We start from the raw sequence: 11,986 nt of genomic DNA, 5'->3' as shown, positions 1-11,986 counted from the left end.
TTATGCCAGTATTTAACATCTATAGCTTTGATATGGGTCAAACTGTTGGCGCATGCTGTCGCACGGGTCAGCCTGTCGCACCCTTTGTTTGACGCATCATCACATCACTGTGCATCAAATGTGTTTACGCAAAAGCTTGATGGAATGCCAATCGATGGCTATTTAGGCCACTAGGGATGAATAATTTTGCAACCATGCGAGGTGCTACATGTCAAAACGCTATGAGAAATCTGATGCGGCCATTCAAAGCCTGACCCCAGAACAATTTCGCGTCACCCAACAAAATGGCACAGAGCGCCCGTTCCAGAACGAGTTTTGGAACCGAGATGACATCGGCATTTATGTAGATATCGTCTCGGGCGAACCTCTTTTCGCCTCATCCGATAAATATGATGCCGGTTGCGGCTGGCCCAGCTTCACCCGCCCCATTGTGCAAGAACAAGTCACCGAACTAACCGACGAAACCTTAGGCATGGTGCGCACCGAAGTGCGCTCTAAAGATGGTGACAGCCATTTGGGCCACGTGTTTAACGATGGCCCACAAGATCAAGGCGGCCTGCGCTATTGCATCAATTCCGCCTCTTTGCGTTTTGTGCCAAAAGACCAAATGGAAAAAGAAGGCTACGGCGATCTATTGGACCTGTTCCCGCAAAGCTAACCGTTCGTTTGGCAACACAATTACTGACGCATAAACAGCAAGAATAAAGCCTATACCGGTAGCAATGAATCGCGTCGTGTTCCAAAACTGCCAAGTTTGGCTATAATTGTTCCACATGAGTTGTGCCGCCTCCGTTTCTTGCGGCACAATTTGTTGCCCGAGCGCGACGTTCATTGGCACATTTATGGACGCTGTGAGCACTAAATAGCCGAACAAGAGAACCACTCCTGCAAGGCCCAGCAATCTTGCGGTGCGATAAACGCCTTGCCGCCACCCGATCAACGCGGTGACCAGCAATAAAAAGGGCGTGCCGAAAAACACAGGTCCAAAAGCAAAATTGCGCACCGATGCGTTCATGGCCTGCATCGCGCTAATCGCAACGCGGGGATCAGCAGCATCTAACCCCCACATTGTTGAACAGACCCAGGCATAAAAGAACCCCAACATCAGCCCATTGGCCACAAGCGATAGCACTAGCAGCGCCTCAAATGGGCTAAGGATTTGTCGACCCAATTGTATCACTTAAGCCCCCTGTCTTTTATGGGATACGCCCACAAGAATGACCAAACTTGCCAATTGTGCTGCAATAACTGCCGGCCAGATGAGCGGGAATTGCGGATCTATATATTTCTGTGGCCCATAAGAGATAAGCGCCAGTGCAACTGCAATCACTGACAATATGCGCGCCACGCGGTCCTTTGCTGGATCAATTAGGATCGCCATTAGCGCAACGCCTATTGAAACCCCAATCAATGGGCCAATTCCTGAAATAGGTATTGCGATCGGGGGATGTGGCGGGACTTTAAAAAACAGCGAGAAGATCATGGTGAGCTGCAAGACAATCAGCATGATCAAAGATGGTTTTACGTAACTAATCATAGCGAACTCCTAAAGTGTAATTTAGTGTACGGTTGCAAATATACGTAATGCAGTGTACGGATTTGTCAAGAAACAATTTTGGAAGAAATATGCGCGCAGAAAAACGACGACAAAAAAAACAAGATATTGCCGAAGCTGCATACGCATTGATTGAAGAAAAAGGCTATTTGGGCACATCCATGCTCGCTATCGCCAAGCGCGCTAAAGCGTCAAACGAAACGCTCTACAATTGGTACGGGGACAAACAGGGCCTGTTCAAAGAACTGATCGAACAAAATGCGGAACAAGTGCGCACCCTTTTGCAAAGCAGCACACATCCCCAGTGCTCACCAGAAGAAACGCTTGTAACACTTGGACCTATCCTGCTGAAACTGTTGCTCAGTGAGCGCGCCATTGCGCTCAATCGCGCCGCAGCCGCTGACCCCACAGGAGAGTTGGGCCATGCACTTTCAGCAGCTGGCCGTGAGACCGTTTTCCCCATGATCGTGAAACTATTCTCAGACCTTGGTCCTATGGATAATGACCAAGCGCTAGAAACCGCTCAGACTTATCTAAATCTGTTGGTAGGAGATCAACAGATTCGCAGAGCCATTGGAACCCTGGCCGAACCAACGTCAGCTGAAATAGACGCGCGTGCCGATAAAGCGATGATCTTGACCAAGAAGCTTTTCAACTTCTCCTAGCAACACGCCTTCCCCTCTTGGATCGGCGGGCAGGGCACCGTGCCATAAGAACAATAAACACAGCAGTCTCCGGCTTTCGGCTTAAGCACTTTTGCGCATCCCTTACAGTCGTAAAAATATTGGCATGCGTCCGTTGGCATTTGTTCAACAGATTTGTGACCGCAATGCGGACAGGTAATTTGTGAATTTAGATTAACGTTTTGATTTGTCATATTCCCCACCTTCATCCGATCCTGCCCCGATTTTGCCGTACTGCCCAATCACTTTTTTCGCAAGATTGTGCAATTGGGGTGGAGTTGAGGACTAGCGCAAATCACCAAACTGCGCTTTGATGCGGGTCCCGCCCATTGCCCATTTGCACCGGACAAACCTCATGTTTGCATTCTTTGCTCAAATCACTTGGATTGACTATGTCGGCTCATTTGGCACCTTAATGGTGGTTCTGGCCTATTTTCTGACGCAAATGCGCACAATGAGCGCCACTGATCTTGCCTTCCCAGTGATCAATCTAGTCGGCTCCTTGCTTATTGGCGCATCGCTCTATGTGAATTTCAATCTTGCATCGGCGCTAATTGAATTCTTTTGGATCATCATTTCAATTCTCGGGATCATCCAATATTTCCGCCACGCTCCAAAAGGAACATCGTCATGACCGCCATAAATCTAAAAGAAAAACTCTCCAAATTCACTGATTGCTGGTCGCCAAAAATCATCTCGAACTATAATGGCAATGAAGTAATGTTGGCCAAATTTGATGGTGAATTCACCTGGCATTCGCACCCGGACACGGACGATTTCTTTTTAGTGATTGAGGGCGACGTGACCATTGAAATGCCGGATAAAACAGTTACCCTTGGTCCGGGTGAAATGTATGTTGTGCCCAAAGGGGTCGAGCACAAGCCTTCCACCAAAAATGGCGCAAGTGTTTTGCTCATTGAACCCAAAGGCACACCGAACTCAGGCGACCACAAAACTGCTGCGGTAAAAGTAAATATATAGGATATCCATAATGTCAAACTGGGTTGAACCGATCACGCTTGAAGGGCAACACGTCAGACTTGTCCCGCTGTCACACAACCACCTTACCGATTTGCAAGAAGCCGCAGCTGACGGCGAATTGCACCGCCTTTGGTATACGAGTGTGCCTTCACCTGACAAAATGGAAAGCGAAATCACCCGTCGGCTAAAACTGATGGCTCACGGGTCCATGATGCCCTTTTCGATCATCGATAAAACCACAGGTCTAGTGGTCGGTATGACCACTTTTATGAATATTGATAGCGTCAACAAACGGTTAGAAATTGGTTCCACTTGGTACCGGAAATCTGTGCAACGGTCGCCGCTCAACACTGAGTGCAAAATCTTGATGCTCACCCACGCTTTTGAAACGCTTAATGCCATCGCCGTTGAATTTCGCACCCACATTATGAACCACCAAAGCCGGAATGCGATTGAGCGGTTGGGCGCTAAACTGGATGGCATCTTGCGCCAGCATTCGGTCTTGCCCAATGGCACGGTGCGCGACACGGCCGTTTATTCGATTATTCCGAACGAATGGCCCAGCGTAAAAGCTAATTTGCAATGGAAAATGGACATGCCGCGCAACTGATTGGGTGATAAATCTATTCGGGCGTTTTGAGTTTATTGAGCAGCGAGTTTTTCTGCATCGCCTGAAACGAGTTTAAGAACCCGCGCCCGCTTCACCCCCTCCGCCGAATAATAGGCGACCTGACTGTCTTCATGACGCAACTGCCACGCGATTTCACCGACCTTATTCCAGACAACGCGATATCCCGTTTCTGTAAACTGCCAAGGGCCGTGCAAGCGGCCATGCTCGAAGTGCTGCATATAGGCAGTCCCCTCAGGCGCATAATAGACATGGCCTTTTGCGCCTTCGATGGTTTCAAGATAAACCGTATTGCCGCTCAATAACACTTGGATGGTTTGCTCACTCAGATTTGAAGTACTCATCATTCTCTCTCTTGTTTAAACGTCGATTTTTATGTGGCGCCGCCATGCGCTATGGTGGGCAAAATCAGTTGATGTGGACCAAGCAAGCATCAAGTTTGCCTTTTGCTTTGGCCGGACCAGTGCGGTTTCACCATTGAAAAACGGTAGGGCCATCGCAAAAGACACCCAAGCAGAGTTGGTGTCCCGCCCCCCGGTAATCGCTTGAAAAGCGCGGACTTGCGAACCAGTTGGATAGGGCATCGGCCCTGTTGGTGCCGCCAGCATTTCGACAAATCTAAGCTTATCCAGTTGCGGATCAGCCATGACAAACCGTGTACCAATAATATCCAACGTAGGCCCAAAACCAACGGCCACCCATCCACGCGCAGGCGCAACAAACGTGCAGCGCAACCGCGAAGCATCTCTCCACCATACAAACCGGCAATTATCCAATGCCAATTCTTGCGTTTGTTGAAATCCCAGCGCCTGCCCGCTCGCCATACTCAATGTGGAGAATCCAATTATTCTGAGCGCTTTTCTTCTTGAGATCACTTGCACACCATTCCTATTTAGTCTAGCAACTTGACTATATATCAATCGATAGAAAGTCAAGCATCTTGACCAAAAAGCCGGAATTGATCGACCATATTGGACTGGATTTATGGAGTGCCGCGCACAGCTGGCGCCAAAGGCTAATTCGAGAAATGGTTATTAAGGGCTATGACTGGTTCGATGGTGCACCGGGCATGCTCACCATGCATATTGGGCCAAACGGTATTTCACAAACCGCGCTACAGACCAAAACCTCATTGTCCAAACAAGCAGTCCAACAGCTTTTGGACAAATTGGAGCGTGATGGCATCATCGTGCGCACGCAAAACCCGAAAGACAAGAGGGCAAAACTGGTGCGTTTCACAGATATTGGATTGCAAGCTTTCACCCTTGCCAACGAGGTGAAGCTAAACATTGAATCCGAATATGAAAACCACTTGGGACAAGAACAATTCAAGCTATTCAAAAAGTTCTTGGCCCAAGTCAAAAAGATCAATGACCAATAGTTACGCGATTTTCGGGTCAACATTCATGAACCGCCAGATGAATACGGCCCGCCCAATAAAGATCCCTGAGATTGTCCCCTTAATCAGGGTAAGCCCCAAATAAACGGCGGGCACTGCCACAAGGTCTGGCGCAATGGCGACAAATAGACCGTTCAAGAAGCTGGTCAAAAAAACCACAAGGATGGTGATCATGGTGAGCCATTCACCCGCCACTTGGACCCGGCCACCCTCTTTGCCAAGTGTCCACTTCGCCTGCCAACGCAAACCGGCCAGCGCGCCAACAATATAGAATCCCGCAAATACAGACCAAACCAAGATCTGATTGGGCAACGCAACCATATTGTTGATCGACAATAAACCGAGCAGCGGCATGAAATATATCATCACAGCTGGCATCCAGCGTTCTTTGCTGGCCCGCAGTCCGAGTGCCAGCAAGCCGATCAATAGGGGCCAAACCCAAATCGGTGTCTTTGTCAAAATCTGCATTATCATCTTCATCTCCGCCTGTGCGATTTGTTTGATGACAAACCAATGGCCAATTTAAATGGAAAGCGCACATGCATTTGCGCGAACCACGGGGCCAAATTCGCAAATTTACACAGCCGTGCAGTTCACGTAACGTGAAATGCACATCTCGGCGCGCGCCGAAACAACTCCCTAACCAAAAACGCTACGGGTAAGACATAACCCGGAGCCAACAATGCTGAATTACTTGTTTCAATTCTTTCACGAACGCGATCATCTGCTCACCATGTTTGATAAGGATGTCACTCTGCTCGACCGGCAAATCAAAAACCAATGCGCCCCAAAACCATCGTATGAGGTGATCGCCCCTCTTACGTGCAGCTCCTATTTTGGAGCATTTTCAGAACAATCAGAACTTCACTTCTTTGCCACAGGGCAACGCCAATGGTTGATCGATTTGAAAGCGGAGCAAATTGAAACCGGCTTAAAAGCGCAAGCCTATTTTGAAAGCCGGTGCGCAAAAGCATTTGAGCAATTCAGGCAAACAGAGATAGCGCAACATGCTCAAAATGTGGGATGCGAAAAACTGACATCACTCAGTAAACAACGACGAGACGAAACATGGCGACATTTTCTTGATGGGACTTATGGCGTTTGCACAACAGATGGGCTGCCAGAAACAATTGTTCTCAAACAAACGCTGGTGAGCACCATCGATCGATTTTTGCAGCGCCAGCAAAAAAAGAACAACGACGTCGAGTTGGAAAGCCTTTTGAAAGTGGTGAACGCCCTAGATCAAGTTGAGCCGCCATTCGCGCCCCACGAGCGCTTACGCTCATCGCGTCAACGCTGCATCGTAAATGTACGAGCGACCTATCTGAAGTCTTAGCTAGGCGACAGCTTCAACCTTTAAGGCAAAATTGGCACGCCCCCAAGCCCGCAAGCTATCCATGACCGGGGCAAGTTGTTGGCCCAAATCGGTCATGGAATATTCAACGTGGGGCGGCACCACTTCAAAGACCTTACGGTTTACGATGCCATCCTCTTCCAATTCGCGCAGGGTCAAGGTCAACATGCGCTGCGTAATATCAGGGATCGCGCGGCGCAATTCGCCAAACCGCATCGGCCCATCAACCAGATTGTGCAACACAATCAATTTCCACTTGCCCCCCAATTGGCCAATGGCAAACACCACGGGGCAAAGTTGACTTCTTTCCTGCTCCGACAGGTTTTGTGGCAATTGAACGCCGGCCTTATGTTCAAAATCGCACATTTTTTTCTCCGCTCTTAAGCACACCATTATTCAGCGAATGCCAGCAAATCCAAGCCAAATCGCACTTCACCAATTCGCTTGGTATACTTTTTGTATCTACATTACAAAATAGTGCCTTCTTGTGATTTTTATCCTAATGCGCAATTTGATGTCAAGCAAGTCACTCATCGAATGATGATCAGGCTTGGCCCGAACCAACAATTAGTGAGTAAAACCATGTCAAAAATTTCAATCGTCTATCATTCTGGCTATGGCCACACACAAAAACAAGCCGAAGCTGTACGCGATGGTGCTGCGGCCAACACCAATGATGAGGTGCACTTGATCCCAGTTGATGATGTTGACGATCATTGGGAAACGCTTGAGGCGTCAGATGCGATTATATTCGGCTCGCCAACCTATATGGGCGGTGTTTCAGCCCAGTTCAAAACCTTCGCCGATAAATCATCAAAAGTTTGGTTCACCCGCGGCTGGCAGGACAAAATCGCAGCAGGCTTTACCAATTCGTCCAGCCAAAACGGGGATAAACACTCAACGCTTCAACAACTGTCAATTCTTGCGGCACAGCACGGCATGCTGTGGGTTCCATTGGGCTTGGCCCCAGGCAACAATTCGTCTGAAGGATCAGTTGAAGACGTCAACCGCCTCGGCGCTTCATTGGGAGCGATGGCTCAGTCAAACGCTGACCAAGGACCCGAACATGGTCCGATCGCCTCAGACTTAGAAACAGCCAAACTTTTAGGCCGCAAGGTCACTGAGATTGCCAACCGGTTCAACCGCACACAAGCGGCCTAACCGATCCCGTCTAGCGGCGAAAAACAAAAAAACCCCGGGAGCCATAAGACATCCCGGGGTATGTTCCCTCCAAGGAACAACACGTAGCTTTGGAAGTGACTTATTCGCCGCCACCCAAAGAGTGCACATAAACAGCCAATTGCTTTACAGTAGCATCACCCAAGCGGGCCTGCCACGCAGGCATTGCACCATGTTTAGGCTGCGCAATTTGCGTTGCGATTTGGTCAACCGTACCGCCATAAAGCCACAATGCATCATTGAGTTTAGGTGCGCCCACATCACGGATACCTTCACCAAAATCACCATGACAGGCCGCACAGTTTTCCTCGTACAAGGCTTTGCCTTCGTCAACATGGGCTTCGTCGTGCTCTATACCTGAAAGGCTGGCCACAAAATCTGCCGTGGCACGAATTTCAGCTGTTTCCAAAATATCGCCAAAAGCGGGCATATCTGACAGACGAGTGTCATCATCAGCTTCATACCGAATACCATGGGCAATAGTTGTGTAAATGTCCTCGATTGTGCCGCCCCATAGCCAATCATCATCATTCAAGTTTGGAAAACCAGATGCGCCTTCAGCACCGGCTCCATGACACTGCGAACAATAGACTTTGTATGCGGACTTACCGCCCTGCACAGCAAACCGGGTCAGATCACCATCGTTGAAAATCTCAGCGACTTCCATATTTTCGATCTTGGTCACAGAACCAGACTTTGCTTCAGCAGCCAATGCCACATCTTTGGCCAACTCGCCTCGACTGGAATAGCCAAGAATGCCCGGTGTTGCCCCTTTGATCAAAGGAATGGCCGGGAACAAGATCACATAGACCAACGCCCAAGCAATACAGGCATACCACGTCCACAGCCACCAGCGTGGCAATGGGTTGTTCAGCTCTTTAATACCGTCCCATTCGTGACCAGTGGTCTCAACGCCTGAGATGTCGTCAATTTCTTTTTTGTCGCTCATTGACCTATTCCTTCCCCTCAGGTGCATGATCGTCTTTGAGTGCTATTTTGGCAGCTGTCTCGGCGTGATCTTTTGCGCCCGGGCGGAACATGAACAGCACAACCCCAACAAAAACAATCAGCATATAAAGAAGGCCCCAACTATCGGCGAAATGCCGAAATGAATTGTAATCAATCATCATCAGCTCCTATCGATAGTTTTCTTCAGCATTGTACGCACTCAAATCAACAAGCGTGCCAAGCATTTGCATATAGGCAACCAAAGCATCCATTTCTGTCAGCCGAGTTGGGTCACCATCAAAGTCCCCCAAAACCGCTTTTGGATAACGGGTTTCAACCCCTTCCCAATCAGCTTCTGGGTCGGCCTGTGCGGTCATATCCGCATAAGCATTGGCCACCATCTCCTCGGTGTAAGGTACACCCACACGCTGGTTCGCCACCAAGTGGTCCCCAATATTCTCATAGCCAAGCTCAGCTTTTGCCAAGAACTTGTACGATGGCATAATGCTCTCAGGCACCACAGATTGTGGGTCCATCAAGTGTTGCACGTGCCATTCATTAGAATAGCGATCACCAACCCGCGCCAAATCTGGCCCAGTACGCTTAGATCCCCACTGGAACGGATGGTCATACATGCTCTCCGCTGCCAAAGAATAATGCCCATAGCGCTCCACTTCGTCGCGGAACGGGCGGATCATTTGAGAGTGACAATTGTAGCACCCTTCGCGAATATAAATGTTACGACCTGCAAGCTCGAGAGGTGAATAAGGACGCATCCCCTCCACCTTCTCAATCGTGTTCTCAAGGTAGAACAATGGCGCAATCTCAACGATGCCACCAATGCTTACAACAACCAAGCCACCAACAAGCAATAGGGTCGCGTTACGTTCAATAACGCCGTGTTTATCTAGTAGTCCCATTTGATCTCTCCCCTATTCTGCCGGCTGCGCGGATGCGGTGTGAGCAATAACAATTGGCTTTTCATTGCGGGTTTTGCCCTTAATGGTCATCCACACATTGTAAGCCATCACCAAACCACCTGCTAAATACATCAGGCCGCCAATTGCGCGCAAAATATAGTAAGGCTTGAGCGCTGCAACTGATTCAGCGAAGGAGTAAACAAGGAACCCTTCCGCGTCATATTCGCGCCACATCAGGCCCTGGGTGATACCAGAAACCCACATCACCGCCGCGTATACAACGATACCAAGGGTCGCAAGCCAGAAGTGCCAATTGACCATCCGCAAAGAATAGAGCTGCTTACGGCCCCACAATTTTGGTGCCAAGAAGTAAATCATGCCAAAGCTGATCATCCCAACCCAACCAAGCGCACCAGAGTGCACGTGACCAATGGTCCAATCGGTATAGTGTGAAAGCCCGTTCACCGCTTTAATGGACATCATCGGCCCTTCAAACGTTGACATGCCATAGAACGCCACCGCGATCACCATCATGCGGATAATCGGATCTGTGCGGATTTTGTCCCATGCACCAGAAAGGGTCATCAAACCGTTGATCATACCGCCCCAAGAAGGCATCCAGAGCATAATCGAGAACACCATGCCCAATGTCTGCGCCCAATCGGGCAAGGCTGTATAATGCAAATGGTGCGGACCCGCCCAAATATACATAAAGATCAGTGACCAAAAGTGAATGATCGACAAGCGGTAAGAATATACTGGGCGGTTAGCCTGTTTTGGCATGAAATAATACATCATGCCCAAAAAGCCAGCAGTAAGGAAGAATCCAACCGCATTATGGCCGTACCACCACTGTGTCAAAGCATCTTGAACGCCAGCAAACAATGAATAGCTCTTCGAGCCAAAGAACGATACAGGCACCGCAAGGTTATTGACCACGTGTAGCATAGCAATCGTGAAAATGAACGCGAGGTAGAACCAGTTGGCCACATAGATATGCGGCTCTTTACGTTTGATCAGGGTGCCCATGAACAAAACAAGATAACCAACCCAAACCACAGTTAGCCACAAATCAACGTACCACTCAGGCTCTGCATATTCGCGGCCTTGGGTCGATCCCAACAAGTAACCAGTTGCCGCCAGAACGATGAACAACTGATAACCCCAGAACACGAACCAAGTTAGATTGTCTGAAATCAGTCGCGCCTGACAGGTACGCTGCACCACATAAAGGCTCGAAGTAATCAGCGCCGTTCCGCCAAAGGCAAACACCACAGCAGAGGTGTGCAGCGGGCGCACACGGCCAAAATTCAAATATGGCTCAATGTTGAGTTCTGGAAAAGCCAATTGCAAAGCTGCAATCACCCCAACCAAAAAGCCGACACATCCCCAAAAAGTCGTAAGGATCACCCCGTAACGAATCGGATCGTCTAAATAGCCCGATTTGTCGACGACACCGTCGCCAACAACGCCCACGCGACGCAGCATGATAATTGCCCCAATTGCCGTGGTGCCTGCCAGCACCCACGCATGGGTTTGATAGAGTTGATCCTGCCCTAAGGCGGCTGCAATTACAGCGCATAGCGCCGCCAGCCCCAACACAATGGTCCAGCCTAAGTTTTTCATTTTATTCCCCGCAATAATTCTCGCAATAGCCTCAACAAAGTACCGATGCACCCCTACTCAGCCAAGACGCAACTTAGTTTCACTTGAAACAGCCTACGTTGATCTAAGTCAAGGTTACCCTATGTCGCTTGTGGCCAAATGTCTCATGAGAAATATTAGTCGGTTGCAACAAAGGTGTGACCTTGCGTAACCTCCTGTTAACAAAAGAGCAATCTAGCGATGGCCCAAATTGAAGGTTCAAAAATGCTCGCGTATCTGCGCAAGAATCATCATGACAAACTAGCCCTATGTGACAGGTTGGAGGAGATCGCTGACGCGCTTCCTGATAATATTGATCGCCAGATCTGTTCGACAACCGCTCGGGCCATCGAGCCGATTCTTAAAAAAGCGCATCAATATGAAGAAGAAGAATTGTACCCGGCGCTGCAGCGTTTACTCAACGGTAAACCTGATCAAACACTAATGTTCGACCGACTAAAATCTGAACACTATGAGGATCGGTGCTTTGGCGAAGAAGTACGCGATGTTTTGATTTCTTATGGGGAAGGCAAGCCAACCCAAACAGCCGACGCCACCGGGTATATGTTGCGAGGCTTTTTTGAAAGCCTGCGTCGCCATGTGGCGCTTGAAGCCGAATTGGCCCGCCCCTTGCGCGACATAAAAATAGCGGCGTCAGACAATAAGTCCAACGCCGCTGATTAAATCACCAAAAT

Annotated in this window: 20 protein-coding genes; 9 read left to right on the top strand and 11 right to left on the bottom strand. The window is 49.1% G+C overall.

The annotated features are described in order from the left end of the window. Window positions 1-208: 208 nt before the first annotated feature. Window positions 209-658 (top strand): peptide-methionine (R)-S-oxide reductase MsrB, encoded by a 450-nt coding sequence (msrB, locus tag O4H47_RS08345; protein WP_269393495.1) that lies wholly within the window; start codon window positions 209-211, stop codon window positions 656-658. Here the strand turns inward: msrB and O4H47_RS08340 are convergent. Both O4H47_RS08340 and O4H47_RS08335 read right to left on the bottom strand, forming a co-directional pair. Further along, the gene (locus tag O4H47_RS08340) at window positions 632-1,180 is read right to left on the bottom strand and encodes a DUF1772 domain-containing protein (RefSeq protein ID WP_269393494.1); all 549 of its coding nucleotides are present in this window, start codon (window positions 1,178-1,180) and stop codon (window positions 632-634) included. The genes msrB and O4H47_RS08340 overlap by 27 nt on opposite strands. Beyond that, window positions 1,181-1,537: a hypothetical protein gene (locus O4H47_RS08335; protein ID WP_269393493.1), complete on the bottom strand. Its 357-nt coding sequence runs from the start codon at window positions 1,535-1,537 to the stop codon at window positions 1,181-1,183. It abuts the gene before it with no gap. Window positions 1,538-1,626: 89 nt separating this feature from the next. On the opposite strand from O4H47_RS08335, the gene O4H47_RS08330 reads away from it, so the two are divergent. Further along, a complete protein-coding gene (locus tag O4H47_RS08330) occupies window positions 1,627-2,220 on the top strand; it encodes a TetR/AcrR family transcriptional regulator (RefSeq protein ID WP_269393492.1) in 594 nt (197 codons plus the stop codon). On the opposite strand, the gene O4H47_RS08325 is transcribed toward O4H47_RS08330, so the two are convergent. Continuing rightward, window positions 2,217-2,432: a GDCCVxC domain-containing (seleno)protein gene (locus tag O4H47_RS08325; RefSeq protein WP_269393491.1), complete on the bottom strand. Its 216-nt coding sequence runs from the start codon at window positions 2,430-2,432 to the stop codon at window positions 2,217-2,219. The genes O4H47_RS08330 and O4H47_RS08325 overlap by 4 nt on opposite strands. Window positions 2,433-2,593: 161 nt before the next feature. On the opposite strand from O4H47_RS08325, the gene O4H47_RS08320 reads away from it, so the two are divergent. From O4H47_RS08320 to O4H47_RS08310, 3 genes are read left to right on the top strand one after another with little or no spacing between them, the layout of a single operon-like run. Next, window positions 2,594-2,872, top strand: a complete 279-nt coding sequence (locus tag O4H47_RS08320) for a CBU_0592 family membrane protein (protein WP_269393490.1) — start codon at window positions 2,594-2,596, stop codon at window positions 2,870-2,872. Continuing rightward, a complete protein-coding gene (locus O4H47_RS08315; protein WP_269393489.1) occupies window positions 2,869-3,219 on the top strand; it encodes a cupin domain-containing protein in 351 nt (116 codons plus the stop codon). The genes O4H47_RS08320 and O4H47_RS08315 overlap by 4 nt, the downstream gene beginning before the upstream one ends. 10 nt (window positions 3,220-3,229) lie before the next feature. Beyond that, window positions 3,230-3,829 (top strand): GNAT family N-acetyltransferase, encoded by a 600-nt coding sequence (locus tag O4H47_RS08310; RefSeq protein WP_269393488.1) that lies wholly within the window; start codon window positions 3,230-3,232, stop codon window positions 3,827-3,829. 32 nt (window positions 3,830-3,861) lie between these two features. Here the strand turns inward: O4H47_RS08310 and O4H47_RS08305 are convergent, their stop codons facing one another. Together O4H47_RS08305 and O4H47_RS08300 are read right to left on the bottom strand one after the other, a co-directional pair. Further along, on the bottom strand, window positions 3,862-4,194 hold the full coding sequence (locus O4H47_RS08305; protein WP_269393487.1) for a hypothetical protein: 333 nt from the start codon (window positions 4,192-4,194) through the stop codon (window positions 3,862-3,864). 12 nt (window positions 4,195-4,206) lie between these two features. Then, the gene (locus tag O4H47_RS08300) at window positions 4,207-4,677 is read right to left on the bottom strand and encodes a hypothetical protein (RefSeq protein ID WP_269393486.1); all 471 of its coding nucleotides are present in this window, start codon (window positions 4,675-4,677) and stop codon (window positions 4,207-4,209) included. Window positions 4,678-4,787: 110 nt separating this feature from the next. On the opposite strand from O4H47_RS08300, the gene O4H47_RS08295 reads away from it, so the two are divergent. Then, window positions 4,788-5,228, top strand: a complete 441-nt coding sequence (locus O4H47_RS08295; RefSeq protein WP_269393485.1) for a MarR family winged helix-turn-helix transcriptional regulator — start codon at window positions 4,788-4,790, stop codon at window positions 5,226-5,228. On the opposite strand, the gene O4H47_RS08290 is transcribed toward O4H47_RS08295, so the two are convergent. Beyond that, on the bottom strand, window positions 5,229-5,714 hold the full coding sequence (locus O4H47_RS08290; RefSeq protein ID WP_269393484.1) for a hypothetical protein: 486 nt from the start codon (window positions 5,712-5,714) through the stop codon (window positions 5,229-5,231). A gap of 214 nt (window positions 5,715-5,928) precedes the next feature. Here O4H47_RS08290 and O4H47_RS08285 point away from each other — a divergent pair, with 214 nt between their 5' ends. Further along, the gene (locus O4H47_RS08285; RefSeq protein ID WP_269393483.1) at window positions 5,929-6,582 is read left to right on the top strand and encodes a DUF6058 family natural product biosynthesis protein; all 654 of its coding nucleotides are present in this window, start codon (window positions 5,929-5,931) and stop codon (window positions 6,580-6,582) included. On the opposite strand, the gene O4H47_RS08280 is transcribed toward O4H47_RS08285, so the two are convergent. Further along, window positions 6,583-6,966, bottom strand: a complete 384-nt coding sequence (locus O4H47_RS08280) for a winged helix-turn-helix transcriptional regulator (protein ID WP_269393482.1) — start codon at window positions 6,964-6,966, stop codon at window positions 6,583-6,585. It abuts the gene before it with no gap. A 216-nt stretch (window positions 6,967-7,182) separates the two neighbouring features. Here O4H47_RS08280 and O4H47_RS08275 point away from each other — a divergent pair, with 216 nt between their 5' ends. Next, window positions 7,183-7,761, top strand: coding sequence for a flavodoxin family protein (locus tag O4H47_RS08275; protein WP_269393481.1), 579 nt, complete (start codon window positions 7,183-7,185; stop codon window positions 7,759-7,761). A 100-nt stretch (window positions 7,762-7,861) separates the two neighbouring features. On the opposite strand, the gene ccoP is transcribed toward O4H47_RS08275, so the two are convergent. The 4 genes from ccoP to ccoN are packed head-to-tail and all read right to left on the bottom strand — an operon-like array spanning window position 7,862 to window position 11,273. Continuing rightward, window positions 7,862-8,728 carry a cytochrome-c oxidase, cbb3-type subunit III gene (ccoP, locus tag O4H47_RS08270; RefSeq protein WP_269393480.1) on the bottom strand — a complete coding sequence of 289 codons (867 nt, stop codon included), beginning with the start codon at window positions 8,726-8,728 and terminating at the stop codon, window positions 7,862-7,864. 4 nt (window positions 8,729-8,732) lie between these two features. Next, window positions 8,733-8,906: a cbb3-type cytochrome c oxidase subunit 3 gene (locus O4H47_RS08265; protein ID WP_269393479.1), complete on the bottom strand. Its 174-nt coding sequence runs from the start codon at window positions 8,904-8,906 to the stop codon at window positions 8,733-8,735. 9 nt (window positions 8,907-8,915) lie between these two features. After that, entirely contained in the window at window positions 8,916-9,647 is a 732-nt protein-coding gene (ccoO, locus tag O4H47_RS08260; RefSeq protein ID WP_269393478.1) for a cytochrome-c oxidase, cbb3-type subunit II, read from the bottom strand. A gap of 12 nt (window positions 9,648-9,659) precedes the next feature. Continuing rightward, window positions 9,660-11,273, bottom strand: coding sequence for a cytochrome-c oxidase, cbb3-type subunit I (ccoN, locus tag O4H47_RS08255; RefSeq protein ID WP_269393477.1), 1,614 nt, complete (start codon window positions 11,271-11,273; stop codon window positions 9,660-9,662). Between the two features lie 219 nt (window positions 11,274-11,492). Here ccoN and O4H47_RS08250 point away from each other — a divergent pair, with 219 nt between their 5' ends. Continuing rightward, a complete protein-coding gene (locus O4H47_RS08250; RefSeq protein ID WP_269393476.1) occupies window positions 11,493-11,975 on the top strand; it encodes a hemerythrin domain-containing protein in 483 nt (160 codons plus the stop codon). The last annotated feature ends 11 nt before the right edge of the window (window positions 11,976-11,986 follow it).

Source organism: Maritalea porphyrae, from assembly GCF_027213965.1.
Classification (GTDB): Bacteria; Pseudomonadota; Alphaproteobacteria; order Rhizobiales; family Devosiaceae; genus Maritalea; species Maritalea porphyrae_A.
Note: the sequence above shows the minus strand (reverse complement) of the source record. Positions and strands in the feature narration are given on the sequence as shown.

Coding starts and splice junctions, on each gene's coding strand:
- O4H47_RS08290 (WP_269393484.1), bottom strand. CDS start 5,714: ATGCAGATTTTGACAAAGACACCGATTTGGGTTTGGCCCCTATTGATC.
- O4H47_RS08320 (WP_269393490.1), top strand. CDS start 2,594: ATGTTTGCATTCTTTGCTCAAATCACTTGGATTGACTATGTCGGCTCA.
- O4H47_RS08310 (WP_269393488.1), top strand. CDS start 3,230: ATGTCAAACTGGGTTGAACCGATCACGCTTGAAGGGCAACACGTCAGA.
- O4H47_RS08275 (WP_269393481.1), top strand. CDS start 7,183: ATGTCAAAAATTTCAATCGTCTATCATTCTGGCTATGGCCACACACAA.
- O4H47_RS08265 (WP_269393479.1), bottom strand. CDS start 8,906: ATGATTGATTACAATTCATTTCGGCATTTCGCCGATAGTTGGGGCCTT.
- O4H47_RS08250 (WP_269393476.1), top strand. CDS start 11,493: ATGGCCCAAATTGAAGGTTCAAAAATGCTCGCGTATCTGCGCAAGAAT.
- O4H47_RS08330 (WP_269393492.1), top strand. CDS start 1,627: ATGCGCGCAGAAAAACGACGACAAAAAAAACAAGATATTGCCGAAGCT.
- O4H47_RS08280 (WP_269393482.1), bottom strand. CDS start 6,966: ATGTGCGATTTTGAACATAAGGCCGGCGTTCAATTGCCACAAAACCTG.
- O4H47_RS08285 (WP_269393483.1), top strand. CDS start 5,929: ATGCTGAATTACTTGTTTCAATTCTTTCACGAACGCGATCATCTGCTC.
- O4H47_RS08335 (WP_269393493.1), bottom strand. CDS start 1,537: ATGATTAGTTACGTAAAACCATCTTTGATCATGCTGATTGTCTTGCAG.
- O4H47_RS08305 (WP_269393487.1), bottom strand. CDS start 4,194: ATGATGAGTACTTCAAATCTGAGTGAGCAAACCATCCAAGTGTTATTG.
- O4H47_RS08325 (WP_269393491.1), bottom strand. CDS start 2,432: ATGACAAATCAAAACGTTAATCTAAATTCACAAATTACCTGTCCGCAT.
- ccoP (WP_269393480.1), bottom strand. CDS start 8,728: ATGAGCGACAAAAAAGAAATTGACGACATCTCAGGCGTTGAGACCACT.
- ccoN (WP_269393477.1), bottom strand. CDS start 11,273: ATGAAAAACTTAGGCTGGACCATTGTGTTGGGGCTGGCGGCGCTATGC.
- msrB (WP_269393495.1), top strand. CDS start 209: ATGTCAAAACGCTATGAGAAATCTGATGCGGCCATTCAAAGCCTGACC.
- O4H47_RS08315 (WP_269393489.1), top strand. CDS start 2,869: ATGACCGCCATAAATCTAAAAGAAAAACTCTCCAAATTCACTGATTGC.
- ccoO (WP_269393478.1), bottom strand. CDS start 9,647: ATGGGACTACTAGATAAACACGGCGTTATTGAACGTAACGCGACCCTA.